Source organism: Pseudoalteromonas sp. TP27, assembly GCF_056470645.1.
Genome location: NZ_JARDAK010000021.1, coordinates 29,474 through 54,665, shown reverse-complemented (window position 1 = coordinate 54,665; position 25,192 = coordinate 29,474). Strand labels below are relative to the sequence as shown.

27 protein-coding genes are annotated in these 25,192 nt (G+C 39.3%); 21 read left to right on the top strand and 6 right to left on the bottom strand.

The features are described 5' to 3' along the window. The first annotated feature begins 144 nt into the window (after positions 1-144). From rbfA to PX700_RS18460, 21 genes are all read left to right on the top strand, one after another. Positions 145-630, top strand: a complete 486-nt coding sequence (gene rbfA / locus PX700_RS18560; protein WP_479521533.1) for a 30S ribosome-binding factor RbfA — start codon at positions 145-147, stop codon at positions 628-630. Next, positions 614-1,573, top strand: coding sequence for a tRNA pseudouridine(55) synthase TruB (truB, locus tag PX700_RS18555; protein WP_479521532.1), 960 nt, complete (start codon positions 614-616; stop codon positions 1,571-1,573). Before rbfA ends, truB begins: the two co-directional genes overlap by 17 nt. A 153-nt stretch (positions 1,574-1,726) precedes the next feature. Then, positions 1,727-1,996: a 30S ribosomal protein S15 gene (gene rpsO, locus PX700_RS18550; RefSeq protein WP_002958490.1), complete on the top strand. Its 270-nt coding sequence runs from the start codon at positions 1,727-1,729 to the stop codon at positions 1,994-1,996. 350 nt (positions 1,997-2,346) lie between these two features. Next, positions 2,347-4,473 carry a polyribonucleotide nucleotidyltransferase gene (gene pnp / locus PX700_RS18545; protein WP_121954717.1) on the top strand — a complete coding sequence of 709 codons (2,127 nt, stop codon included), beginning with the start codon at positions 2,347-2,349 and terminating at the stop codon, positions 4,471-4,473. A gap of 141 nt (positions 4,474-4,614) precedes the next feature. Continuing rightward, positions 4,615-5,493 carry a lipoprotein NlpI gene (gene nlpI / locus PX700_RS18540; protein WP_166419162.1) on the top strand — a complete coding sequence of 293 codons (879 nt, stop codon included), beginning with the start codon at positions 4,615-4,617 and terminating at the stop codon, positions 5,491-5,493. Further along, the gene (locus tag PX700_RS18535) at positions 5,480-6,655 is read left to right on the top strand and encodes a hypothetical protein (RefSeq protein WP_479521531.1); all 1,176 of its coding nucleotides are present in this window, start codon (positions 5,480-5,482) and stop codon (positions 6,653-6,655) included. The genes nlpI and PX700_RS18535 overlap by 14 nt, the downstream gene beginning before the upstream one ends. A 217-nt stretch (positions 6,656-6,872) precedes the next feature. After that, the gene (locus PX700_RS18530; RefSeq protein ID WP_479521530.1) at positions 6,873-9,665 is read left to right on the top strand and encodes a monovalent cation/H+ antiporter subunit A; all 2,793 of its coding nucleotides are present in this window, start codon (positions 6,873-6,875) and stop codon (positions 9,663-9,665) included. Further along, positions 9,665-10,018, top strand: coding sequence for a Na+/H+ antiporter subunit C (locus tag PX700_RS18525; protein WP_149594532.1), 354 nt, complete (start codon positions 9,665-9,667; stop codon positions 10,016-10,018). The genes PX700_RS18530 and PX700_RS18525 overlap by 1 nt, the downstream gene beginning before the upstream one ends. Further along, positions 10,015-11,532, top strand: a complete 1,518-nt coding sequence (locus PX700_RS18520) for a monovalent cation/H+ antiporter subunit D (RefSeq protein WP_197239634.1) — start codon at positions 10,015-10,017, stop codon at positions 11,530-11,532. Before PX700_RS18525 ends, PX700_RS18520 begins: the two co-directional genes overlap by 4 nt. Then, on the top strand, positions 11,532-12,068 hold the full coding sequence (locus PX700_RS18515; protein ID WP_479521529.1) for a Na+/H+ antiporter subunit E: 537 nt from the start codon (positions 11,532-11,534) through the stop codon (positions 12,066-12,068). The genes PX700_RS18520 and PX700_RS18515 overlap by 1 nt, the downstream gene beginning before the upstream one ends. After that, positions 12,062-12,331 carry a K+/H+ antiporter subunit F gene (locus PX700_RS18510; protein ID WP_007378493.1) on the top strand — a complete coding sequence of 90 codons (270 nt, stop codon included), beginning with the start codon at positions 12,062-12,064 and terminating at the stop codon, positions 12,329-12,331. The genes PX700_RS18515 and PX700_RS18510 overlap by 7 nt, the downstream gene beginning before the upstream one ends. 9 nt (positions 12,332-12,340) lie before the next feature. Beyond that, positions 12,341-12,673, top strand: coding sequence for a Na+/H+ antiporter subunit G (locus tag PX700_RS18505; RefSeq protein ID WP_415637682.1), 333 nt, complete (start codon positions 12,341-12,343; stop codon positions 12,671-12,673). A gap of 129 nt (positions 12,674-12,802) precedes the next feature. After that, positions 12,803-13,300 carry a DUF2059 domain-containing protein gene (locus PX700_RS18500; protein ID WP_415637681.1) on the top strand — a complete coding sequence of 166 codons (498 nt, stop codon included), beginning with the start codon at positions 12,803-12,805 and terminating at the stop codon, positions 13,298-13,300. Positions 13,301-13,654: 354 nt separating this feature from the next. Next, positions 13,655-14,098, top strand: coding sequence for a MerR family transcriptional regulator (locus PX700_RS18495; RefSeq protein WP_479521528.1), 444 nt, complete (start codon positions 13,655-13,657; stop codon positions 14,096-14,098). Continuing rightward, a complete protein-coding gene (locus tag PX700_RS18490) occupies positions 14,088-16,334 on the top strand; it encodes a heavy metal translocating P-type ATPase (RefSeq protein WP_479521527.1) in 2,247 nt (748 codons plus the stop codon). The genes PX700_RS18495 and PX700_RS18490 overlap by 11 nt, the downstream gene beginning before the upstream one ends. Positions 16,335-16,355: 21 nt before the next feature. Further along, complete coding sequence (locus PX700_RS18485; RefSeq protein WP_415637678.1) at positions 16,356-16,709, top strand: cupredoxin domain-containing protein; 354 nt, start codon at positions 16,356-16,358, stop codon at positions 16,707-16,709. A gap of 75 nt (positions 16,710-16,784) precedes the next feature. Continuing rightward, a complete protein-coding gene (locus PX700_RS18480; RefSeq protein ID WP_002958506.1) occupies positions 16,785-17,000 on the top strand; it encodes a TIGR02450 family Trp-rich protein in 216 nt (71 codons plus the stop codon). 616 nt (positions 17,001-17,616) lie between these two features. Further along, positions 17,617-17,829 carry a calmodulin gene (locus PX700_RS18475; protein WP_479521526.1) on the top strand — a complete coding sequence of 71 codons (213 nt, stop codon included), beginning with the start codon at positions 17,617-17,619 and terminating at the stop codon, positions 17,827-17,829. A 169-nt stretch (positions 17,830-17,998) separates the two neighbouring features. After that, a complete protein-coding gene (locus tag PX700_RS18470; protein ID WP_479521525.1) occupies positions 17,999-18,205 on the top strand; it encodes a calmodulin in 207 nt (68 codons plus the stop codon). An 80-nt stretch (positions 18,206-18,285) separates the two neighbouring features. Continuing rightward, positions 18,286-18,501: an EF-hand domain-containing protein gene (locus PX700_RS18465; RefSeq protein ID WP_415637675.1), complete on the top strand. Its 216-nt coding sequence runs from the start codon at positions 18,286-18,288 to the stop codon at positions 18,499-18,501. Positions 18,502-18,734: 233 nt separating this feature from the next. Further along, positions 18,735-19,682 (top strand): PDC sensor domain-containing protein, encoded by a 948-nt coding sequence (locus PX700_RS18460; RefSeq protein WP_197239643.1) that lies wholly within the window; start codon positions 18,735-18,737, stop codon positions 19,680-19,682. Positions 19,683-19,714: 32 nt separating this feature from the next. Here the strand turns inward: PX700_RS18460 and PX700_RS18455 are convergent, their stop codons facing one another. From PX700_RS18455 to PX700_RS18430, 6 genes are all read right to left on the bottom strand, one after another. Next, positions 19,715-21,331: a M28 family metallopeptidase gene (locus PX700_RS18455; RefSeq protein WP_479521524.1), complete on the bottom strand. Its 1,617-nt coding sequence runs from the start codon at positions 21,329-21,331 to the stop codon at positions 19,715-19,717. Between the two features lie 163 nt (positions 21,332-21,494). Continuing rightward, the gene (locus PX700_RS18450; RefSeq protein ID WP_002958513.1) at positions 21,495-21,734 is read right to left on the bottom strand and encodes an RNA recognition motif domain-containing protein; all 240 of its coding nucleotides are present in this window, start codon (positions 21,732-21,734) and stop codon (positions 21,495-21,497) included. 170 nt (positions 21,735-21,904) lie between these two features. Beyond that, entirely contained in the window at positions 21,905-22,870 is a 966-nt protein-coding gene (gene lipA / locus PX700_RS18445) for a lipoyl synthase (RefSeq protein WP_479521523.1), read from the bottom strand. Further along, positions 22,867-23,520 (bottom strand): lipoyl(octanoyl) transferase LipB, encoded by a 654-nt coding sequence (gene lipB / locus PX700_RS18440; protein ID WP_415637671.1) that lies wholly within the window; start codon positions 23,518-23,520, stop codon positions 22,867-22,869. Before lipB ends, lipA begins: the two co-directional genes overlap by 4 nt. 19 nt (positions 23,521-23,539) lie before the next feature. Then, positions 23,540-23,818, bottom strand: coding sequence for a DUF493 family protein YbeD (gene ybeD, locus PX700_RS18435; RefSeq protein WP_002958517.1), 279 nt, complete (start codon positions 23,816-23,818; stop codon positions 23,540-23,542). Between the two features lie 178 nt (positions 23,819-23,996). After that, complete coding sequence (locus PX700_RS18430; RefSeq protein ID WP_415637670.1) at positions 23,997-25,157, bottom strand: serine hydrolase; 1,161 nt, start codon at positions 25,155-25,157, stop codon at positions 23,997-23,999. Positions 25,158-25,192: the final 35 nt, after the last annotated feature.

The following is a 25,192-nucleotide window of genomic DNA, read 5'->3' as shown; positions in this document are numbered from 1 at the left end:
TATTGAACGCTTAAGGTTAACGCCCGAACGTTCTACACGCTCTACGCTAAGATTTTAAATGGGGGCTTAGCCCCCATTTGCATATCCATTATTTAGTTAACTTATTATTAAAATTCAATAAGTTATTATTTTAGGACAAGTATAATGAGAGAATTTTCTCGCACTGATCGTGTTGCACAGCAAATTCAGAAAGAAATAGCTGTAATTTTACAACGCGAAATTAAAGATCCACGCTTAGGTATGGTGACAGTGTCAGCGGTAGAAGTATCGCGCGATTTATCTTATGCCAAAATTTTCATCACGGTGTTTAACACACAAGATGAAGACGCAGCAAAGCAAAGCGCAAAAGTACTTAATGAAGCAACGGGCTATATTCGCTCGTTACTTGGTAAGCGTATTCGTGCACGTATAATGCCTGAGTTAAAGTTTGTAGTTGATAACTCATTAATGGAAGGTATGCGTATTTCTAACTTAGTGGATTCTATTATCCGCGAAGATAACGCAAAGCATGTAGATGAAGACGTAGAAAGTGTTGATGCTGCTGATGTTTCAGATAGCGAAGAAGGTAATGATCACGTAGACGATACAGATAGCGAAGAAGGCACTGATACAGATGGCAAAGCGCAGTAAAGGCCGTGCAGTTGACGGTATTTTGTTGTTAAACAAACCTGAAGGCATTTCATCAAATAAAGCATTACAGCAAGCAAAAAGTGTTTATTTTGCGCAAAAAGCTGGGCACACAGGTGCTTTAGATCCACTTGCTACAGGTATGCTGCCAATTTGTTTTGGTGAAGCGACTAAGTTTACGCAGTTTTTACTCGATACAGATAAAACCTATATCGTTCGTGCACAGCTGGGTGAACGTACAACAACATCAGATTCTGATGGCGAAATTGTTAGCACTAAAGATGTGAACGTAACGCGCGAACAGCTAACAAAAGAAATAGCTGCTTTTGTTGGTGAGTCTGATCAATATCCGTCAATGTACTCGGCACTTAAGTACCAAGGTAGACCGTTATATAAGTATGCGCGCGAAGGTATTGAAGTGCCTCGTAAATGCAGAAAAATAAACGTGTTTAGCTTATCGTTTGATGAATTTGATGAACAAAGTAACGTATTACAAATGACGGCCCATGTATCTAAAGGGACCTACATTCGTACAATCGTTGATGATTTAGGCGAAAACCTAGGCTGTGGCGCACACGTTATTATGCTTCACAGAACCGCTGTTGGTCAGTATCCGGCAGATAAAATGGTATCGCTTGATGAGATTGAAGCGCTGCTTGCTAAAGCGAAAGAAGAAGAGCTCGCGCCTTCAACTTATTTAGACTCGCTATTGCTACCAATTGATACTGCTTTAACTGATTTACCCGTTGTTGAAATTACAAAAGAACAAGGGGGAATTTTTAGTCACGGGCAAGCTGTAGAATTACCAATCACTTTACCTGATGGAGCTATTAAAGTAGTTGCAGATGGTGTGTTTATTGGTACTGGTGAGCGTAACTCAAACGGTCATTTAAAGGTTAAACGCGGTCTTGCTAGTCAACAAGACGATTACGTAAAGCCTGAATAAGCAACTAATGTGCCTAACCGTGGCTTATTAGTTGTAGATGGGGATAATTAACTTGTAGTTATTCCCACAGTTGGTAGAATACGCCCGCTTAATCGTTTTGGCTGAATTAGTGATCGGCTAAGACACCTTTTAAATTTAATTTTTGGAGTTACTATGTCACTAAGCAATCAAGAAAAAATCGATATCATTGCTAAATTTGCACGTGCAGAAGGCGATACAGGTTCATCAGAAGTACAAGTAGCATTACTTACTTATGATATCAACAAGCTTCAAGGTCACTTTGCTGATCACAAGCATGACTTCCACTCACGTCGTGGTCTGCTTCGTAAAGTAAGCACTCGCCGTAAACTACTTGATTACCTTAAAGGTAAAGACATCACTAGTTATACTGCGTTAATCAAAGAACTTGGCCTACGTCGCTAAGAACTAGATTATAGAAAAAGGAGCTTTTTAGCTCCTTTTTTTGTGCCTTAAATTCCTCACTTACTGCACAAAGCAATTTTAAACTCCTTGAATTTTAAAATAAAACCCCCACTATTTACTAAGTTAAAAATGATTTTAAATACGTATTTACAGCCTTGTTTATCTGTCGGCTAAGCTCGCATTTTAACGGTGCTTTGGTATATACTATGCTCCAAGCTAAAAAGGTTTAGCTTGGTTATTTACGTCATCGCCAATTGTAGTACTTAATTGATTTTAAAATAAATACAATTATGTACTGTAATTGGTACTTTGATGGCAACTTATTAGAATACATTTAAGGAATATTTTAAGTGCAAGCAATTATTAAAGAATTCAAACTAGGTCAACATACAGTGACTCTAGAAACTGGTGCAATCGCTCGTCAAGCTGACGGCGCTGTACTTGCAAGCATTGGCGACACTTCAGTTTTAGTAACTGTTGTTGGTAAGCGTGAAGCACAACCTGGCCAAGACTTTTTCCCACTAACAGTTAACTACCAAGAGCGTATGTACGCTGCTGGTCGTATCCCAGGTGGTTTCTTAAAGCGTGAAGGTCGTCCTAACGATGGCGAAACACTTATTGCACGTCTTATTGACCGTCCAATTCGTCCACTTTTCCCAAGCGGTTTTGTAAACGAAGTACAAGTTATTGCTACTGTTGTTTCTGTTAACCCTGAAATCCAACCTGATATGGTTGCGATGATCGGTACTTCAGCAGCACTTGCTATCTCTGGTATCCCGTTCAGTGGTCCAATTGGTGCATCTCGCGTTGGTTACATCAACGGCGAATACGTACTTAACCCTACATTAAAAGAGCTTGAAGAAAGCCAACTTGATTTAGTGGTAGCCGGTACTGATAAAGCTGTACTTATGGTTGAATCAGAAGCTAACGTACTTGCAGAAGACGTAATGCTTGGCGCTGTTGTATATGGTCATGAGCAATCTCAAGCGATCATCACTGCAATTGAAGAATTTAAAGCAGAAGCAGGCAAGCCTACTTGGGATTGGACTGCACCAGCTAAAAACGTTGCACTTGAAGATAAAGTAGCAGCAATTGCCGCTGATAAAGTAGGCGCAGCTTACTTAATTACTGATAAAGTAGCGCGTAAAGAAGCACTTGGCGTAGCTAAAGATGAAGTTGTTACAGTATTAACAGCTGAACTTGCTGAAGGCGAGTCTTTAGATAAGCAAGAAATTGGTAAAATATTCGGTTCACTTGAGAAGAAAATCGTTCGTGGCCGTATAGCTTCTGGCGAAAAACGTATTGATGGTCGTGAACCAGATATGATTCGTGCACTAGACGTAATGACTGGCGTATTACCGCGTACTCACGGTTCTGCTATCTTTACTCGTGGCGAAACTCAAGCGTTAGTAACAGCTACACTTGGTACAGAACGTGATTCACAGTTAATCGACGATTTAACGGGTACTCATAAAAACCACTTTATGCTTAACTACAACTTCCCTCCATTCTGTGTAGGTGAAACTGGTTTTGTTGGTTCTCCTAAGCGTCGTGAAATCGGCCATGGTAACCTTGCTAAGCGTGGTATTGCTGCTGTAATGCCAACACTGACTGAATTCCCATATTCAATCCGTGTAGTATCTGAAATTACTGAATCAAACGGTTCATCTTCAATGGCTTCTGTGTGTGGTACTTCACTTGCACTTATGAATGCTGGCGTTCCAATTAAAGCGTCTGTTGCGGGTATCGCAATGGGTCTAGTTAAAGAAGACGATAAATTCGTTGTTCTTTCTGACATCTTAGGTGATGAAGATCACTTAGGTGACATGGACTTTAAAGTTGCCGGTACTGCTGCTGGTATTACAGCACTTCAAATGGATATCAAAATCGAAGGTATCACTCAAGAAATCATGCAAATTGCGCTTAAACAAGCAAAAGCTGCACGTTTACATATCTTAGAAGTGATGGACGAAGCGATTTCTGCTCCTTCTGAAGAGCTATCAATGTTTGCTCCTCGTATCTACACAATGAAGATCCCACAGAAGAAAATCGCTGAAGTTATCGGTAAAGGTGGCGCAACTATTCGTCAGCTTACTGAAGAAACTGGTACAACGATTGAAATCGGTGATGACGGTACAATTAAGATTGCCGCTACAGATGGCGAAAGTGCAGCTAATGCAATTAGCCGTATTGAGCAATTAACAGCTGAGCTTGAAGTAGGTACTATCTACGAAGGTAAAGTTGTACGTATCGTAGATTTTGGTGCGTTTGTAAACATTCTTCCTGGTAAAGATGGTCTAGTACATATTTCTCAAATTAGTACTGAGCGCGTTAACAACGTTGCTGATCACCTTTCTGAAGGTCAAGAAGTTAAAGTTAAAGTACTAGAAGTAGATCGCCAAGGCCGTGTACGTCTAAGTATTAAAGAAGCAATGGAATCAGCAGCACCTGCAGCTGACGCGCCAACTGACGCGTAATTGCTAACTTATTAATCTAGTTATATTAGCTAGATAGTAAAAAAGGGGCTGTTTAGCCCCTTTTTTTATGCTTTAATGAAACCTTATTAGACAAGGTCTGTCTTATATTAATCGCGATATATCTTGGTATTAAGGATTTTAATGATACTCAAACATTTAGCTTTGGCATCTTTTGCTATTTTGTCTTTAAGCGCTTGTCAAACTACAACAGAATCAGAACCAACCCCGATTGTTAATGTGCCTTTTACAGCACCGTTAGCTTCTGACTTTAGAAGTGAAATTGCTATTGCTCGTTACTCTGAATTATTAAACAGAGCTGACTTGAGTGAAGAACAACAAGCTAAGCTTTATTACGACCGTGGTGTACTTTTTGATAGCCTAGGTATGACTACTCTTTCGCGTATTGATTTTAATCGTGCAGTAAAACTCAAACCTGACTTAGCCGAAGTGTATAATTTTTTGGGTATTCAACACACGCTAATGCAGCAGTTCGAAAAAGCCTATGAGTTTTTTGATTCAGCACTAGAGCTTGATGAAGAGCATGAATATGCTTATTTAAATAGAGGTATAGCCCTTTATTACGGTGATAGACCAAGCCTTGCTAAAAACGACTTTGATGAATTTTTAGCGCGCTCTCCAAATGATCCATACCGCGTTTTATGGGTTTATTTAGCAAGTGCACAAGAAGATAAAGTAGCAGCAATTGAGTCACTTAAAACGAATGCAACGGCACTTGATGAATCGCAATGGGCGTATCAGTTAATCTCTCTTTATACGGGCGATATGACTGAGCATGCGTTTTTATCAGGCATTAGTGATGGTGTTAGAACTGAGCAAGAATATGCGCAGCGTTTATGTGAAGCTTACTTTTACCTAGCTAAAATGCATCAAGCAGCGGGTGAACTGTATTTAGCATCCGATTATTTTAGGCTTGCGCTTGCGACTAACGTGCACGAGTTTATTGAATACAAATATGCGCGTTTAGAACTTGAGTTGATGGAAGGTGTTGACGCAAGTTAAGCGTTTTAAATTAGTAGGTGTATTACTTTGTTGTTTGTTAATTACAGGCTCGAGTAATCATCTTGGCGCTATTGGCTTTTGGCATGTTTTAAATGCAAAAGCCAATGTGCTACAAAGTTACTGGAATTCATCCGTTTATTTCTCAGCTCATTTAGAGCAGTTACCAAATACCTCTTTAGCTGTACTCGCTCGCAATCAAATTTCTTCAGCACAATATATGTATTCTCTAAGGCTTATTAAAAAAGATCAGAGTGATACTGCAAAACAATTTTGGCTCTCAGGTATAAATGAGTTAACAATTTCAGAGCGTAAAATATTAGCAGCAAAGTTGCTTGAACAATCACGTTGGAGCGATCTAAAACTACTTGCTAGTAAAAATAAATTACCAGCAGGGGATGTGCTAAACCATCTGAAACTACAATTAAAAACACCACAGAGTAAAATATCTACCGCGTTTATTCATGATCTTGGTTTTTCATCTTTAAAAAATATAAGTAAGCCTAATGCGCAATGTATGTTCTACGTGTTGACTATGAGCGACCACCGTAGTGGCTTATATAAACTTACTGGGTTTATTAATGCTTATAATAAACAACCAGAGCCTCGCGAAAATATTTTTTGCTTTTCAAAACCAGTTTACGTTGCAGGTATGCTTGAGTGCAAAAGTAATGTTAATCAGGTAGCAAAATGTGATTGGCAATCATCTAAACTCAATGATCAGCTACCGGAAGGTTTTGATTTTATAGTGATGATGCCCAAAGAGGGAACGGCTAATGTTACTAAGGGAACAATGTTAATAAACTCAAAAGCAAATTACAGTGTGTTTTTGCATGAGCTAATGCACTTTAACGGTTTTGAAGATGAATATGCATTACCTAAAACTAAGCAAGCATGGCTGTGTGCACAAAGTGGTTTTGTTGCACCTAACTTATTTATTTCCCATGGTGAGTCGCCGCCAGCAGATTGGCACAGAGCAAAGAGTTGTCAGCTAGGTGGTATTGCTTATAAGCCTAGTGAAAAGTGGTCTATTATGCAGTATCAGCAGCTAGGGCTCTCGGTGCAGTATAGGGAGCTTTGGTTGAAGCATTTAGATATGACCAATGGTAATCCTTATCGTCACCCCAGCGCGCTTATATTTGCAAATAAGGCTACACTAAATTAAGTGTTATCAGTATTAATTAATTGTTCTTATGAGCTAAATAAAATGTTTGAAGTTGTATGAAAATCAGCCATGTGGAGTCGCTTTTTATAGACAAAATCAGTGTTTTTCAGTATAACTATAGTCATTAATGTCGTTTAAAAACAGGCAGTAAAAGCATCCCCTAGTTACCAAAATAGGGATGCCCTGATAAACTTATAATTATAAAAGGCCCTACACTATGACTTTGCTCTGGATACCCTTGTTATCCTTAATTGGCAGTGTTATTTCTGCATGCACCGGTAAGTTATCTCGTAATCAAAGCGCAGGCCTAACGGCTGTTGCTTCTTTGATTGCTTTGGGTATTACTTTATACCATGCACCTGCAGTTTTAGCGGGCGAAACCATTCGTTACTCTTTATCATGGATCCCGTCATTAGGGCTCGATTTATCCTTGCGCTTAGATGGCCTCAGTTTATTGTTTATGTTTATGATTTTAGGCATAGGCTTGCTTGTCATCCTCTACACGCGTTACTACCTCAGTGCTAACGACTCAATGGCTAAGTTATATAGTTATTTAATGTTGTTTATGACCGCAATGCTCGGCATTGTTATGTCTAACAACGTAATTCAACTTTGGTTGTTTTGGGAATTAACTAGCATCAGCTCATTTTTATTAATTAGTTTTTGGTGGCATAAGTCAGAAGCACGCAAGGGCGCGCGTATGGCTCTGGCGGTTACCGGGGCAGGCGGCTTAGCATTACTTGCAGGCTTGATGCTCCTAGGTGATATTGTTGGTAGTTACGACTTAGATGTAATTTTAGCAAGCAAAGCAATAATTCAATCTCACGATTTATACGAACTTGCCTTGGTACTTGTATTACTCGGTGCGTTTACAAAGTCGGCACAATTTCCGTTCCACTTTTGGCTACCACATGCAATGGCAGCACCTACGCCAGTGAGTGCGTATTTACACTCTGCGACTATGGTAAAAGCCGGTATATTTTTATTAGCGCGCTTTTATCCTGCACTAGCAGGCACCGATACGTGGTTTATTCTTGTTGGATTAACGGGTTTAGCTACATTGTTGTTTGGTGCTTATATAGCCTTATTTAAACACGATTTAAAAGGGCTGCTAGCCTATTCAACAATAAGTCACTTAGGTTTAATAACGCTATTATTAGGGCTTGATACTGAGCTTGCGACTGTTGCCGCTATTTTTCATATAATTAACCATGCAACCTTTAAAGCGTCGCTATTTATGGCTGTGGGTATTATTGACCATGAAACAGGCACCCGAGACATGCGCAAACTTAACGGTATGTGGCGATTTTTACCTTATACGGCCACACTTGCAATGGTCGCGGCTGCATCAATGGCAGGTGTGCCTTTACTTAACGGCTTTTTATCTAAAGAAATGTTTTTTGCAGAAACATTACATCAGCAAGTGTTGGGCTCTATGTCATGGTTAATACCGGTATTGGCTACGATTGCGGGTGCATTTTCGGTCGCGTATTCTGCGCGCTTTATCCATGATGTGTTTTTTAATGGCGACCCAATTGATTTACCGCGTACTCCTCATGAACCTCCGCGTTACATGCGTGTACCGATAGAAATCCTTGTTGTAATTTGTTTGCTTGTGGGTATGTTCCCGCACTTTATCGTCGGCGGTATTTTATCTTCAGCATCTTCAGCTGTATTAGGCAAAGCAATGCCCGATTATGTAGTGGCTTTATGGCATGGCTTTAACTTACCGCTACTGATGAGTGCCATGGCTGTGGCAGGCGGTTTGTTTATTTATATTAATCGTCGATATTTATTTCAGTTCCAAGCTTCGTTACCGCCACTCAATGCTAAAAAAACCTTTGAGCGCGCTGTTTTATCGATGGTCGCGTGGTGCCAATCAAGAATCAGTCACATTGAAAATGGCTCTCTACAACGTTACTTAGTTATTATGTTAGGCGTTGTATTACTGTGTGCAGGTTGGCCATTATTTGAAATGCGAGAACTTGCAGGTACTATGCCGCGCACACCGGTAGATGTTCATAATGCAATTGGCGCAGGTTTATTAATAATAGGTGCAATAGCTACCGTTATTTGGCATCGTTCGCGAGTCGTCGCGCTGCTAATGATTTCAATAGTGGGGTTAATGGTATCGGTGGCGTTTACACGTTTTTCGGCCCCAGATTTAGCCCTTACTCAATTAACAGTAGAAGTTGCTACCGTTATTTTACTTATGTTGGCACTATTCTTTTTGCCGCAACATACCCCAAAAGAGTCAAGTTCATTACGTGTATTGCGCGACTTAGGCATTGCCTCAACATTAGGTGTTGTTATTGCAAGTATTTGCTATGCATTGCTTACTCGCCCACTTGATTCAATTTCTGACTTCTTTATTGCTAACGCTAAAACAGGCGGTGGTGGTACCAATGTGGTAAACGTTATTTTGGTTGATTTTAGGGGCTTTGATACGCTTGGAGAAATTACCGTTTTAGGTATTGCTGCACTGGGTATATTTAAAGTACTTTCGAGAATCCCACTATTTATGCCAGCCAGTGATGGAGAGGGTAGACCTTGGGCACGAGAGCGCCATCCTATTTTGTTAGCCAGTATTTCACACAGCTTATTACCACTTGCATTGTTGGTATCGGCTTATATTTTCTTACGTGGGCACAACCTTCCGGGCGGTGGCTTTATAGCAGGCTTGGTGACGTCTATTGCCTTTATTTTACAATATATGGCACATGGTTCGGCGTGGATCAGCGAACGTTTTGGTGTTAACTATCGAAAAATTATTGCGTCAGGTATTGGTATCGCACTATTTACTGGGGTAGGAAGTTGGTTCTTTGATAAGCCATTTTTAACCACATGGTTTGATTATTTTGATATTCCATTTATAGGTAAAACAGAGCTTGCCAGTGCCATTGTATTTGACCTAGGTGTTTACTTAACCGTGGTAGGTGCTACGTTAATGATTTTAGCAAGCTTAGGTAATATGACAGCAGATACCCAGAAAAAAGAGGTAAATATTTAATGGAATTATTGTACGCATCTTGCGTTGGAGTATTGGTCAGTTGCGGTATATTTTTACTGCTAAGAGCTCGTACGTTTCCTGTTGTACTTGGGCTTACTATGATTTCATACGCTGTTAACTTATTTTTGTTTTCAGCGGGTCGTCTTACTATAAATAAAGCGGTGGTATTGGGTACTGGTACAGATTATGCCGATCCTTTGCCACAAGCCTTAGTACTTACTGCAATAGTAATTGGCTTTGCAATGACCGCCTTTGTGGTTATTTTAGCAATACGTGGGCGTGCCGATTTAGGCAGTGACCATGTTGACGGCCATTTAGTAAAAAGTGCAGCTGAAAGTAAGGAGCAAAAATGATTCAACATTTAGCTTCTCTCCCTATTTTACTGCCTATGTTAGCAGCCGTTATTTTACTGCTACCACCATGTGGAAAAAGTTTACATATTCGTCGTATTGCGTCGTCCATTATGGCAATTATCACATTTGCTATTAGCGTGCTTCTTTTAATACACGTACATAATACGGGTATTAACGTTTATGCCATCGGTAACTGGTCAGCACCATTTGGTATTGTGCTTGTAGCCGACATGCTTTCTACACTTTTGGTTGCACTTACATCGTTACTTGGCCTAGGTGTTATTTTATATAGCTGTGCTGGTGATGATGCTAAGGGGAACTTTTTTCACCCACTTGTTCACTTTTTAGTGTTAGGCGTTAACGGCGCTTTTTTGACCGGTGATTTATTTAACGTATTTGTATTTTTTGAAGTATTACTTATAGCGTCTTATTCACTACTTATGCATGCGGGCGATAAACAAAATACACGCGCGGCTCTGCAATATGTAATATTAAACTTAGTTGGTTCAAGCGTATTTTTAATTGGCTTGGGTATTTTATACGGTGTACTTGGTACATTAAATATTGCAGATATGGCTCAAAAAGTCTCATTATTAACCGGTGACGACGTATATTTAGCTAAAGCAGGTGGTTTATTACTGCTAGTTGTATTTGCACTTAAGAGCGCACTATTACCACTACACTTATGGTTGCCAAATACTTATGCAAGCGCAAAACCTGTTGTCGCTGCGCTGTTTGCAATTATGACTAAGGTAGGCGTTTATGCCATGTTACGTGTATATACCGTAATATTTGGTGAGCAAGCGGGTTCGCTTGAGCACATGGCCCAGCCTTGGTTATGGGGCTTAGCAATTGCGACCATTATTGTAGGTGCTATCGGCGTTGTGGCAGCGCAAGACTTACGTAAGCTCACCGCAAATTTGGTTGTGGTATCGGTAGGAACTTTGGTTGCTCTTGTCGCATTGCAAAACATAAATGCAACAGCTGCGCTTTTATACTATTTAGTACATTCAACTCTTGTATGTGCGGCGCTCTTTTTATTAGCCGATTTAATTGCAACTCAGCGAGGTAAAGCTGCCGACAGACTCGTTGGTGGACGTATGGTAAATCAGCCATTCCTGTTGGGAGGATGTTTTATTATTGCTGCGTTAACCGTAGCTGGCATGCCGCCTCTATCGGGTTTTATAGGCAAAATATGGATTCTTAAAACCACTTTAAATAGTGAGCAAGCCCAGCTGTTTTGGCCTGTTTATTTAATTATGAGCTTTGTATTACTCATTGCACTTTCACGCGCAGGTACTAGCTTGTTTTGGGAGCGTAAAGACAGAAAAAATGAAAATTCAGATGGCGTAAATGCGCATCCACTGCAAGTAATAGTCATTATTGGATTACTGGCTTGCTCGCCATTATTAGTTATTTTCGGTGGTCCAATAAGCGAATACATGCTTGATGCAGCTACGCAGTTACATGATATAAGCGGTGGTATTAACGCTGTAATTAGAGGAGGTGCGTAATGAGATTACAAGCCCGTTATCGTTGGTTACCTACACCGTTTAGAAGTGTATTTTTATTTGTAATATGGTTATTACTAAATAATAGCGTATCGGCAGGGCACTTAGTGCTGGCAACTTTTTTTGCTATATTTATACCGCTACTAAGTTTTTCGCTACGCGACCCTCAGCCACTTATTTTAAAGCCTGGTTTAGCGTTCAAGCAGTTGATTATAGTGCTTTACGATATTGTTGTGGCTAATTTACAAGTTGCTTTATTAATAATCGGGCCTGCAAAAAAGTTACGCCCTGCATTTGTAAAAGTCCCTATAGATTTAATGCATGATATGCCAATTACCATACTCGCTAGCTGTGTTTCATTAACACCTGGTACGGTTAGCGCCGAGGTTTACCCTATTCCAGAATCACTCGCGGAAGGGGAAGAACCGACTCAACGCTATTTATTAATACATGTGCTCGATTTAAAAGATGAAGAAGCGCTTATTAAGCAGATTAAACAACGCTACGAAGCTCCATTAAAGGAGATATTTCAATGTTAGACACCGTATTACTCATTGTTTTTTCAATGATTGGTTTATCGCTATTACTTAATTTATGGCGACTTATTATTGGCCCATCAGTGCCAGATCGTGTTTTAGCGCTCGATACAATGTACATAAATGTAATCGCGTTAATTATTTTGTACAGCATTAGTATGGACACCGGGCTTTATTTTGAAGCAGCACTGCTTATTGCTATGTTAGGTTTTATAAGTACAGTTGCAGTATGTAAGTATTTACTACGTGGCGATATAATTGAATAAGGTGAAAGCATGATCAGCGAATGGGTTGTATCAATATTATTGTTATTTGGTGGTACGTTTATTTTAATTGGCTCAATAGGCTTAATCAAACTACCTGACTTTTTTATGCGTTTGCATGGGCCAACTAAAGCTACTACGCTTGGTATGGCGAGCATGTTAATTGCTGCTATGATTTATTTTGCAAATTCAGAGCATGGACTAAGTGTTAGAGAAATACTCATTACTATATTTTTACTAATTACGGCACCAATTAGTGGTTACATGCTAATAAAGTCAGCTATTCATCATAAGCTGAAAGCCAAAGAAGGCACTAAAGGCCTAGATAATGTAGAAGATGATTAACACGTAGTAAACTTATAAAAAGCCGAATAAATTCATTTTATTCGGCTTTTTTAGTCGTTGCTTGTACCCTTTACAATACTGATAAACCATGTGACTATAAATCGATTATTTATTTTAAAGGATACTATTATGGGTAAGGCATTACTTTTATCATTACTGATTTTCTCTAGCAGTTTATACGCAGATGAAGCGACTAAGCAGCAAAAAATAGATGAACTAATTAATGTAATGAACATGGATGCGATGGTTGATTCTATGTATGGTCAAGTTGAAGGCATGATGAAAGGCATGTCTGATCAAATGGGCGTTAAACCTTCTGAGCAGCCAATTTTTGATAAATACTACGCAGATATGACAGCAGTATTAAAAACGCAAATGAGCTGGGCTAAAATGCAGCCAATGATGGTTAACGTGTACGACAAGCATTTTAATGAACAAGAAATTGCCGATATGTTAGCCTTTTATAAAACAGATACTGGGCAAAAAATACTCGCTAAAATGCCAGTTGTAATGCAAGAATCTATGCAAATGTCACAAAGCTTAATGCAAGATGCAATGCCTAAAATACAAGCTTTAGCGCAGCAACTAAGTGATGAATTAGAGCAAAGCCGTAGCGAATCAAACTAATGAAGTTGATCTTTGTGGATTGAATTTGTTCAATCCAAGGAAGATTAACTTGCGGCGCGAGGTTTACAACTTAGTGGGTTAGGTAACTGCTCCTGCGTTATCGGCTATGACTTGCCTAGATGTTAAAACATATCGATGTAAATTAAACCACCAAAGATTCACACGCCCTAAGATTAATGCGCCTTATTTAGGCGCTTCTTTCCTGAATTACACCACCTACAAATAGTACACGCCTGATATCAGCTCAAGTTAACTATATTTGTGTCATTATTTTATTAGTTTTGAAATAGTCATTGACCTATGTGTTGCACCTAGGTTTATTATGAAACTACTGAAACATGACGGAGCTAAATTATGTATGTTAAACAACTCGCCAAGTTAATGGGCGTGACTGCCGATACTGTTCGTCATTACACGCGTGTCGGGTTACTTAATCCAATACGCAGTGAAGAAAATGGCTATCAAGAATATATAAAGCAAGATCAGCAGCGTTTAAAATTTATTATTAGTGCGCGTCAACTTGGCTTTTCGCTCAAAGATATTCAACAGATTATAGGTGAGTCGGAGCAGGGTAATTGTCCTTGTCCGTTAACGCGTAAACTCATTACTAAACGCCTAGAAGAGACCGAAGCACTATTTCAAGAAACATTAAAACTCCGAAACAGAATGCATGCAGCGCTTGAACAATGGGATACATCAGCCGATGGCGCAAATGCTAGTGACGTATGTAGTTTAATAGAATCTTTTGTTGATCCAATAAACGATTCTGCAAATAAGGAGCAGCGTAATGACGATTAATACAAAAGAGAGTGCGCAAAACTTTATTATTGAAGGCGCTAATTGCGGCAGTTGCGTAGCTAAAATTGAAAAAGCCCTTAATAGCGTGCAAGGCGCGCAAAACGTAGAAATGAACTTTGCACAGCGTACTGTACGTGTAGAAGGTAAAGCCTGCGAAAGCACGCTTATCAAAGCTGTCGAAAACATCGGTTATTCAGCTAAGCCAATGAGTAACGAATCTGATCAAGATGCACTTGATGAAAAAGCAAAGTCAGACGAGGCACATTATAAAAAGCTAATGCGTAATATGATATTAGCGTTAGGAGTCGGTGCACCGTTAATGATATACGGGCTTATTTTTGACATGAATGTAACCACCGACACACAACGAATAGCTTGGTTTTTAGTGGGTATAGTCACGCTTGTAGTTATGGCTATATCAGGTAAACAATTTTACAACGGCGCATGGCAAGCATTTAAAAACCATGCGGCAAATATGGATACATTAATAGCGCTTGGTACAGGTACTGCGTGGTTGTATTCAATGTTTGTGGTAATAGCACCCAATTTATTACCACAAGTCGCAAGACACGTATATTTTGAAGCATCATCGATGATCATCGGTTTAATTAGTTTAGGGCTCGCTTTTGAAGTAAAAGCACGTGGGCGCACCTCACAAGCAATTAAACGCTTAATTGGCCTGCAACCAAAAACTGCACGCGTAATTCGCGATGGGCAAGAGCAAGACATCGACATTAGTGATGTTGTAAAAAATGATGCAGTACGCGTACGCCCGGGTGAAAAAATCCCTGTGGATGGCGATGTTATTGAAGGCAGCAGTACGGTTGATGAGTCAATGCTTACTGGTGAGCCAATGGCTGTAAGCAAAAAAACGGGCGACAAAGTCGTTGCCGGAAGTATTAATAAAAGTGGCACTTTATTATTTAAAGCCACGCACATTGGTAGCGAAACCACACTTGCCAATATTATCAATATGGTAAAGCGTGCACAAAACTCTAAGCCATCAATAGGGCGCTTAGCTGATGTTATATCAGGAATATTTGTACCAACAGTCATGATTATTGCAGTACTTGCGGGTCTTGCATGGTTAAACTTTGGACCTGAGCCATCAATTGCTTATGCCGTTGTTGCAATAACCACTGTACTTATTATTGCTTGTCCTTGTGCGCTAGGACTCGCAACCCCTATGTCGGTTATGGTGGGTATTGGTAAAGCTGCAGAGTCAGGAATATTAATTCGAAATGGTGAGTCGCTGCAAACAACATCTAAAATCACCACCATGATTTTAGATAAAACAGGCACTATTACTCAAGGTACACCGCAAGTTACCGATGTAGTTACGTTTAATAACAGTGATGAAAATACAGTAATGCAACGTGTTGCAAGCCTTGAAAGTAGCTCAGAGCATCCACTGGCAGAAGCAATTACGGCACACGCTAAAAAGCAGGGCTTAGCTTTAAGTAAAGTAGCCGACTTTAACGCAATTACAGGTAAAGGTGTAACCGGCAGTGTTGACGAGCAAACATTGTTGTTTGGTAATAAAGCGCTAATGGATAAATACGATGTAGCCGTTGATGATGCAACCGAGCAAGCTCAAACACTTGCCGGTGATGCTAAAACGCCCATGTATTTTGCAAGTAATAATAAGCTAATGGCTTTAATTGCAGTAGCAGATCCTATTAAAGAGGATTCAGTTGAAGCGATTAAACGCCTGCAAGATAAAGGTATCCACCTAGTTATGCTAACAGGTGACAACAAAGCCACTGCACAAGCTGTTGCTAAGCAAGTCGGTATCGATGACTTTATTGCAGAAGTAATGCCTGATGACAAAGTTGACGAAGTAACAAAACGCCAAGCAAATGGTGAAATAGTCGGTATGACTGGTGACGGTATTAACGATGCTCCCGCACTTGCGCAAGCCGATGTAGGCTTTGCAATTGGTACAGGTACTGATGTAGCAATAGAAAGTGCAGACATTACCCTAATGCGCGGCTCGTTACATGGTCTTGCCGATGCAATTGCCGTGAGCAATGCAACTATTTCAAATATTAAACAAAACCTATTTGGTGCCTTTGTTTATAACGTAGCGGGTATTCCGATTGCAGCCGGTGTGTTGTATCCATTTTTTGGCATATTACTTAACCCCGTTGTAGCAGGAGCTGCTATGGCACTTTCATCGCTTACAGTGGTAAGTAACGCTAATCGCTTACGTTTTTTCAAACCAAATAAATCGTAATTTAAGCTAAGGGGTACAATTATGTTGATGATTAATATAGCTGGTGCATTGTTAATAGCCGCAATTATTTATTGGTTTTGGTTATATAAACCAGAGCAAACACAAAGTGATGATAACAAAGTAACAATAGTCGTTGATAACGGTGTTTATAAGCCAGGACACATTAAAGTGGCAGCCAACAAAGATGTTGTACTTACCTTTGATAGAAAAGACAGCGCGCCGTGCGCCGAAACAGTGGTATTTCCACAGCTTGATATAAGTAAAACTCTGGCAATGGGTGATGGCAATACAGTTAAACTACCTGCGCTTGAAGCTGGTGAATATGACTTTCATTGCCAAATGCAAATGTACAAAGGTAAGCTAGTTGCGCAGTAACCTGAACTAAGTAGGTGTTGGGGTCGTATAGTTGCTTTATATAAGCTGTGATATTAGCAGGAGTCGCTATATTAAATGAATAAATTAAACCCTAAAAAATTATTGAATAGTAAATGGACCGCAACACCTGCTATAAATAAAGAAAAGCACTTTATTATTGTTGAGGTGGAATTTGATGAAGATGGCAACGTAATTGAATGTATTACCGAGGCTGTTATGTCAAAAAATCAATATCCAATTAGTTGGCGAGATTTAAAAGATAACCAAAAGTGGCTACAAGGGTGGAAGTAGTTTAAATCTATATAATTTACCTCCCTCTAATAGTAGCGCTTTTGTAGATGGCTGGCACACGATGTAGGTTTGCTTAACTCAAGCGAACCTATATTTTACGGCGCATTAAGTTATGAACTCAATGCTATAACTTAGCTTTCACACTGCAACCTTCCTAGATAAATTCGCCATTTGGCAACAAAACAGTTAATTTCAAAATATCCTTCCAAAATTTTTATAATAAATCTCAAAAATAATATAACTATCTAATTTTAAATAAGTTAATTTTTTAATAAACTTGAATAAACCCTATGTTATTCCCATGTTCATATTCAGTTTATTTTGAAGACTAACCCAAACGCTCCCCTTATTGGCTTTTTAGCTAAAGTGTGTCTTTTTAATTAAACTTAACTAGTTGATTTATATTGAGTTATTGTTTTTAGTTAAATGGCCGTTGCTAAATAGCAACAACAACACCTCTCCTAATTAAGCTTCTCTCGCTTTATATTATTTAACCCATTGTTTTTAAGCAATAAATAAAAAGTGGCACCGAAGTTGTAATACCTAGAGTGTATTAAGCAAAACGTGATGAAAGCCAAAGGCCTTAATCGCAACAACCCAATGAAGGAATACTATTATGAAAACATTTCAATCAACACTAGTACTAATGGCGCTAGCTTCTTCATCAGCGGCTTTTGCAGCAACAGATTTTGATACGCTAGACGTAGATGGTAATGGCGCAATTAGCCTAGCCGAAGCATCAGTAGATGCAGAACTTTTAGGCCAATTTGAAGAACTCGATACAAACCAAGACGGTGAGTTATCTGAAGATGAGTTTTCTAAGGCCTAAAATTAAAGCCTTAAACAGTTAATGCTCTGTGATGTTATCTAAATTCTGAGTTGCCAAAGACAACCTAAGTAGGCAAGGGAGCCTACTAAAAAGAATAACCAGGAAGTGACTAGAGAGCACTATAGAGCAAATTTATTTGGGACACCGCATACTATTAAAGGATTAAATTATGAAAAAGCTACAATCAACATTTGTACTTATGGCTATTGTTTCTTCGTCAGTAGTATTTGCAAACACACACTTTGAAACACTCGATGCAGACGACAACGCTTTAATTAGCCAAGCTGAAGGATCGGCACAAGTGATAGAGCAATTTGATGAGCTGGACATTCAAAGTAGCGGTGGCCCGACAGAAAACGATTTTTTTGAATATTAATTTATTCAAACTTTACTCCTAAAGGATCTTTGAAAAGGACTTCTTATCCCTAATCAGGCACAAAGCCTAAGGAAACGATTATGAAAACATTACACAAAACTCTAGCTCTTGTAGCCCTTGCTTCTTCTTCAGCTGCGTTTGCTGCGGTAGATTTTGGTTCTTTTGATACTGATGGCGACGGCGTAATTAGCAAATCAGAAGCACAAGTAAACTCGCAACTAGTACAGTTATTTGATCAATTAGATGCAGATGGGAATGGCGAGTTATCTAAAGAAGAGTTTTCAAAGGTTCAATAACAGGCTTTATATTTGAGTTAGTTGTAAAACCTTACCAGTCATACTCACAAAGCAGCTAAGTATTTAATACTTAGCTGCTTTTTTGTGCATTTAATTTAATATATTACTGTTTAGTCACCAAAGTAGTGCAAAACTCGAATTTTAATATCATTAAGCTGCTGATTATTAAGCTATTTTATTATTGGTTTTAAACTTGCAAATCTATTTATAACTTAGGTTAATGAGTATTTAAAATGGCGCGAATGAGTTATATCAGTAGTGTTGAGCGCTACCATGAGTACGAGCACGTGATACACAGTTTGCTTGAATCTATTTTAATGAGCATTGAAGATGGACTGACCAAAGAGCGTGATACACGCTATCTTATTAAGCAATATCCATTTTTAGAATTACAGTATTGCTTAAATGCAGAAGGTTTACAGCAGGGTAATAATGTCTGCTTTAAACGCGCCTATATAAAAAAGTTAGGGGCGAGTGGTAATCAGCAAGATTTAAGTGAGCGACCCTATTTTTTGAACGCTAAAGCAAGTGATAAAGTGTGCTTTACTGATCCCTACATTTCTATAGCGACTAACCATTTATGTATATCGGCAATAAAAGAGCTCAAAAAACCAATTAATAATCAACATTACTTGGTCGTTGATGTGAGTTTAACGCAGCTTATTGAGTTTATAATGGGGGATACAGCACGAGCCAATATGTCTCCTTATTTTAAAGCGGGGTACGGAATTATAGTTGCGTGTTTATTTAGCTTAGTGCTGTTTTTATTAAACATTGTATTTGGCGATATATACGCTTTATTAACCCATGTAGATACCTCCTCAGATCCGCTAGAGCCCTTTAGCATTATTATTTATATCACCTTGGCATTAGCAGTATTCGATTTAGGTAAAACAATACTTGAAGAAGAAATCCTTATGCATAAGGATATTTTTAGGCATTCATCTACGCGGCGTACTATTACACGGTTTATCTCTACTGTGTTGATTGCTATATCAATTGAGGCGTTGTTAACCATGTTTAAGGCAGCACTTGGGCAGGCGGAATATTTAATGCCTGCAATAGCGATGATGCTGGCAGTGGTAGGGCTTTTAATTGCACTGGCTATTTATGTTTATTTAGGTGCAAAGGCCGAAACGTTATTAATGCAAGCTCGTATAAAGCAAAAACCCTCCAAGTAGGAGGGTTTTATATTACTCAGTAATAGCTATTACTACTTATCTTGTGCGCGCTTAGCTTTAAAGTCAGACTCGCTCGTCCACTTTGGCCAATCGCCATTGTTTGCAAGCTGTGTGGCTATATCAACAATAAGATCTATATCTTGCTTAACACCGCCTAACGACCAATCAGCTGAGTAGTCGTCTGCTTCTTTATGGTACTTATGCGCAATGTATTCAGGGTCGGTATCGCCCAGGCTCATAAATAATAAACTAGGCACGCCTTGCTTAGAAAGCGAGAAATGATCAGATCTAAAAAACAAGCCATTTTGCGGGCAAGGCTCCATTTTAACAACACGGCCTTGTGATTTTGCAGCCTTCGCTAAATAGTTTTCCATTGTCGATAAATCTTTACCGTATTGTAAAATGTAGTCAGTGCCATCAAGCACGTTCATGCCATCAATATTTAATAAACCGACCATTTGTTTTGTAGGTACAACCGCACCCGATGCAAACTCTTCAGAACCAATTAACCCTGTTTCTTCTGCTGTAAAGTTAGCAAAAATAATTGAGCGTTTAAATGGTTTTTTCTTGTTCACTTTGCTCATTATGCGTGCAATTTCAAGCGTCGCTGCTGTGCCTGAAGCATTATCTACTGCGCCATTGTAAATTTTAGGACCAGTGTCGGTTTGCTTCGTACCAAAATGATCCCAATGTGCGCTTATAACCACGTACTCGTTTGGTGATTCACTACCCGTAATTTGTGCAACTACATTATGTGATTTGGCATGCGATACTTCGTTTTTAAAGGCAAGGTTTGCTTTTAAGTTAAGTGGCGTCGCTTTAAAGTCATCACTTAATGCTGCTTGCTTTAAATCTTGATAGTTTAGCTTTGCAGCATTAAACATTTGCTCGGTAGCATCAAGTGTTAACCAGCCCATAACCGGTAATTTAGACGCGTTTAAGTTGTTATCCATTAACGTGTATTTAGTACCCGTGTTTGAACTTTCAACTACACCCCAAGGGTATGCCGCAGGTGCTGTTTCATGAACAATAAATACAGCCTTTGCACCTTGGCGAGCCGCTTCTTCATATTTATAAGTCCAGCGACCGTAGTAGGTCATTGCATTACCAGTAAAAAGGGCATCGTTTTGAGTAGCAAAACCTGGGTCGTTAACTAGCACAACCACTGTTTTACCCGTTACATCAATATTTTTATAATCATTCCACTTATATTCTGGCGCATTAATACCATAGCCAACAAATACAACGTCAGAATTGCGTACATCAATTAATGGCTGAAGTTGCTCGGTACGCGCAGTGAAGTCTTTACCTGATTCAAAGCTTAAATCACCTACCTTTAACTGCATATCTTGATTGGCCGTCACCATTGCCATTTTTACAGGCTGTAAGTATTTACCCTTATAAGCTCCGGTTAAACCCAGCGCTTTATATTGCTCACTTAAGTAGCCTACTGTTTTCACTTCACCATGAGTAAGCGGGCCTCGGCCTTCAAAGTCATCCGAGGCTAGCGTTTTAATATGTTGTTTAATATTGCTAAGGCTTACACCGGCTGTATTTTCTAATGGAGTTTTCTCGCTTGCAGGCTCTGAGCAGCCAAAGAGTGCAACTAGCAGGCTTAGGCTAGCGCTTTTTATAAGAGTAGATGCCATAGTCTTCATATTGTTATTTAATTAGGCTTTCAATATAAAGGAAGCACCGCAGCGATGTCGAATTTTTATAGAGAACTTTTCATTCAATTGCAGATTAACTATCAGTCATTAGTAAAAAACCAGCGCAAGCTGGTTCTTTTAACTTTAAGTAATAAATTATTACTTAAGCATCCGCTAATTTCACGCGGATCTTACTTTTATCAACAGTAGATTGGTTAAGTGCAGTAATTGCGCTTTTACTTTCTATGTCGTTTGGCATTTCTACAAAGGCAAAACCTTTAGATTGGCCAGTTTCTTTATCAAGTACCAAGTTACAGGTAGTCACTTTACCGTGCTCTGCAAATAAAGTACGAAGCTCATGCTCAGTGGTAGCACGAGACAAGTTACGAACTAATAGTTTCATAATGAACCTAAATAATTATGTCAGTACTAATTATCTCAACTTAGATGGGTTTAACCTAATTTTATTTGATAAATGGTAAAAAAAATTTATCACATACAAAAATGCCGTTAGTTTAATTTATTAACTAACGGCATTTTTTACTATAAAAGTAGTTTAATACTTAAGTTTATTTATTTCACTTCTTTACCAGCGGCTTGTTGATCTGCGTGGTAGCTTGAGCGTACAAACGGGCCTGAAGCCGCGTGAGTAAAGCCAATTTCGTCTGCATACGCTTTTAAGCCATCAAACTCTACTGGTGGCACGTAGCGCTTAACCGGTAAGTGATGTTTAGAAGGTTGTAGGTATTGGCCAACAGTAAGCATATCTACGTTGTGAGCACGTAAATCGCGAAGTACTTCTTCAATTTCGCTAATCTCTTCACCTAAACCTACCATTAAGCCTGATTTAGTTTTTACTCCTGGGTGAGCTTCTTTAAAGCGACGAAGTAATTCTAATGACCATTTGTAGTCAGCACCTGGACGAGCTAGTTTGTATAAACGTGGCGCAGTTTCAAGATTGTGGTTAAACACATCTGGTGGTGTCTCGATTAATATCTCTAGTGCACGGTCCATACGACCGCGAAAATCTGGTACTAAAATTTCGATAGTGATAGTTGGATTATGTTTACGAATCTCGCGAATACAATCAGCAAAGTGTTGTGCACCACCATCACGTAAATCATCACGGTCAACCGAAGTGATTACAACGTAGCTTAGCTTCATATCTTTAATAGTAAGTGCTAGCTTTTCAGGTTCAGTGGCATCAGGTTTTAATGGGCGACCATGGGCAACATCACAAAATGGGCAACGGCGAGTGCATATTGCACCTAAAATCATAAAGGTAGCGGTACCGTGGTTAAAACATTCTGATAGGTTAGGGCACGAAGCCTCTTCACATACCGAGTGTAAGCCATGTTTACGTAGCGCTTTTTTAATGCCGTCAATGCGATCTGTTGATTTAGGTAAGCGAATTTTTAACCATTCTGGCTTACGTAACATTTCAGTTTTTTCTGTAGGTAAAACTTTTACTGGGATCAACGCCATTTTTTCTGCGTCGCGTAGTTTTACACCTGGTTCCATTTTGACTGGTTTATTCATTCGTTTTCAAACCCTTCAGTATGCTTAACCTGTGTTGCATTAAGCTTCTTGATCATGTGTTTTACCAATCCTTCACCCGCACTTTCTAGGTTTTGAGGACCATCTAATTCTTTAGTTTGCACCATATTCATGCCTGCATAACCACACGGGTTAATGCGTAAAAATGGACTTAGGTCCATATTAACATTTAATGCTAAGCCATGAAACGAGCAACCACGACGAACTCTTAACCCAAGAGATGCAATTTTGCTGTCGTTAACGTAAACACCAGGTGCATCCGCTTTAGCATACGCTTGAATACCGTACTCGGCGAGTGATTCAATAATGCACTCTTCAAGCCACGTAACTAGTTCACGTACACCAATTTTTAAACGACGTAGATTAAATAATACATACATCATTTGTTGGCCTGGACCGTGGTAAGTTACCTGTCCGCCACGGTCAACTTTAATCACCTCAATATCGCCAGGAGCAAGTAAGTGTTCGTCCTTACCTGCTTGACCTTGGGTGAATACACTCTCGTGTTCTACAAGCCAAATTTCATCTGGCGTATTTTCATCACGAGTGTCGGTAAAGTCCTGCATTTTTTGCCAAATTGGCATATAACGCTGGCGACCCAGTTGGCGTACGATCAAAGTATTTTCGTTCACAACAAATCTCAACTATGGATTAAAGCATGTGGCGTACGTCATCAATATTGCTGATCACGTTGTAAATTTCTTCAATGTGTTTGCCACTAGTAACTGTTGCTACAAGGCTTACTGACTCGTAATTACCTTTGCTGCTTGGTTTTACTTTAGGGGCGTAATCGCCAGGTGCTATTGGTTGTAACTTAGCTAAAATTTGATCAGTTAAGTTTACATTAGCTAAACCCATTATTCTGAATGTAAATGGGCAAGGGTACTCTAGGTACTCATCAAATTTAGTATCTTTAACAGGTTGAACCACGACGGTGACTCCTCATACAAAAGTGTGGACTCTATGCAAGCTCGAAGCTTAATACAGATAGGCAATTAGCAGTCTTGCTTATATGGGGCGCATTCTAACATTTTTCAAGCAAAAAAAAACGCCTCACAGTGGAGACGTTTAAATTAGTTACCCACGTTAGTAGGGCAACTGTAAATTACTACATTATCTGTAAACGTAAGTAATCATAAATTTTGCTAAAGAAGCTGCCTTCTTCCACTTCTTCAAGTGTTACTAGCGGGTATTGAGCAATATCTTCGCCCTCTAGTTGTAAGAATAATGTACCTACTTTAGTACCTTTTGCTAGTGGTGCTTCAAGCGTGTTATCTAGCTCAAAGTTAGCTTTAAGGTTTTTATGCTGACCACGTGGGATAGTAATTGGTGTATCTTCTAAAATACCTAAAGATACATTTTCTTTGTTACCCATCCAAATACGTTGTTCTGCAAAGCTATCGCCTGCTTTGTACGGAGTAATTGTTTCATAAAAACGAAAACCATAGTTAAGTAGCTTTTTACTTTCTACTTTACGAGCACGTTCGCTGGTAGTACCCATAACAACAGCAATTAAACGCATATCGTTTTTAGTTGCTGAGGTAACTAGGCTGTAGCCTGCTTCTGATGTATGGCCAGTTTTAATACCGTCAACATCTAAGCTTTCGTCCCACAATAATGAGTTACGGTTATATTGCTTAATGCCGTTATACGTAAATGACTTTTGCTTATAAAGTGCGTATTCGTCTGGTACATCACGAATCAGTGCAGCGCCGAGGGTTGCCATATCGCGCGGAGTTGTGAAGTGCTCGTCAGTATCAAGGCCGTGGCTGTTGATAAAGTGGCTGTTGCTCATACCTAATTTAGCCGCATGTGCATTCATTAAATCAGCAAATGCGCTTTCGCTTCCAGCAATATGCTCAGCCATTGCAACACATGCATCATTACCAGATTGAATAATAATACCGTGGTTAAGCTGATCAACACTAATTTGCTTACCTACTTCAATAAACATTTTAGAAGATTCTGGAAAGTTTTTAGCCCATGCTTTTTCGCTTACCGTTACCATATCGGTATTGGCAATGTTACCGGCTTTAATTTCAGTACCAATTACATAACTGGTCATCATTTTAGTTAAACTTGCAGGTGCTAGCTGTGTATCAGCTTCACCTTCAGCAATAACTTTACCTGTTGTAAAGTCGACTAAAAAATAACCTTTTGCATTAACTTGAGGTGGTGCCGGAATAATTTGGGCGCTGGCTGAGAATACGGCGGCTGTACAAACGAGGCCGCATACACCTTTGAGGATTTTATGTTTAATAGATTTCATCATACTCATTAATGGTTAAAGTTAAAGATTCGCGT

Coding starts and splice junctions, on each gene's coding strand:
- rbfA (WP_479521533.1), top strand. CDS start 145: ATGAGAGAATTTTCTCGCACTGATCGTGTTGCACAGCAAATTCAGAAA.
- truB (WP_479521532.1), top strand. CDS start 614: ATGGCAAAGCGCAGTAAAGGCCGTGCAGTTGACGGTATTTTGTTGTTA.
- rpsO (WP_002958490.1), top strand. CDS start 1,727: ATGTCACTAAGCAATCAAGAAAAAATCGATATCATTGCTAAATTTGCA.
- nlpI (WP_166419162.1), top strand. CDS start 4,615: ATGATACTCAAACATTTAGCTTTGGCATCTTTTGCTATTTTGTCTTTA.
- PX700_RS18530 (WP_479521530.1), top strand. CDS start 6,873: ATGACTTTGCTCTGGATACCCTTGTTATCCTTAATTGGCAGTGTTATT.
- PX700_RS18525 (WP_149594532.1), top strand. CDS start 9,665: ATGGAATTATTGTACGCATCTTGCGTTGGAGTATTGGTCAGTTGCGGT.
- PX700_RS18520 (WP_197239634.1), top strand. CDS start 10,015: ATGATTCAACATTTAGCTTCTCTCCCTATTTTACTGCCTATGTTAGCA.
- PX700_RS18515 (WP_479521529.1), top strand. CDS start 11,532: ATGAGATTACAAGCCCGTTATCGTTGGTTACCTACACCGTTTAGAAGT.
- PX700_RS18510 (WP_007378493.1), top strand. CDS start 12,062: ATGTTAGACACCGTATTACTCATTGTTTTTTCAATGATTGGTTTATCG.
- PX700_RS18505 (WP_415637682.1), top strand. CDS start 12,341: ATGATCAGCGAATGGGTTGTATCAATATTATTGTTATTTGGTGGTACG.
- PX700_RS18500 (WP_415637681.1), top strand. CDS start 12,803: ATGGGTAAGGCATTACTTTTATCATTACTGATTTTCTCTAGCAGTTTA.
- PX700_RS18495 (WP_479521528.1), top strand. CDS start 13,655: ATGTATGTTAAACAACTCGCCAAGTTAATGGGCGTGACTGCCGATACT.
- PX700_RS18490 (WP_479521527.1), top strand. CDS start 14,088: ATGACGATTAATACAAAAGAGAGTGCGCAAAACTTTATTATTGAAGGC.
- PX700_RS18485 (WP_415637678.1), top strand. CDS start 16,356: ATGTTGATGATTAATATAGCTGGTGCATTGTTAATAGCCGCAATTATT.
- PX700_RS18480 (WP_002958506.1), top strand. CDS start 16,785: ATGAATAAATTAAACCCTAAAAAATTATTGAATAGTAAATGGACCGCA.
- PX700_RS18475 (WP_479521526.1), top strand. CDS start 17,617: ATGAAAACATTTCAATCAACACTAGTACTAATGGCGCTAGCTTCTTCA.
- PX700_RS18470 (WP_479521525.1), top strand. CDS start 17,999: ATGAAAAAGCTACAATCAACATTTGTACTTATGGCTATTGTTTCTTCG.
- PX700_RS18465 (WP_415637675.1), top strand. CDS start 18,286: ATGAAAACATTACACAAAACTCTAGCTCTTGTAGCCCTTGCTTCTTCT.
- PX700_RS18460 (WP_197239643.1), top strand. CDS start 18,735: ATGGCGCGAATGAGTTATATCAGTAGTGTTGAGCGCTACCATGAGTAC.
- PX700_RS18455 (WP_479521524.1), bottom strand. CDS start 21,331: ATGGCATCTACTCTTATAAAAAGCGCTAGCCTAAGCCTGCTAGTTGCA.
- PX700_RS18450 (WP_002958513.1), bottom strand. CDS start 21,734: ATGAAACTATTAGTTCGTAACTTGTCTCGTGCTACCACTGAGCATGAG.
- lipA (WP_479521523.1), bottom strand. CDS start 22,870: ATGAATAAACCAGTCAAAATGGAACCAGGTGTAAAACTACGCGACGCA.
- PX700_RS18430 (WP_415637670.1), bottom strand. CDS start 25,157: ATGAAATCTATTAAACATAAAATCCTCAAAGGTGTATGCGGCCTCGTT.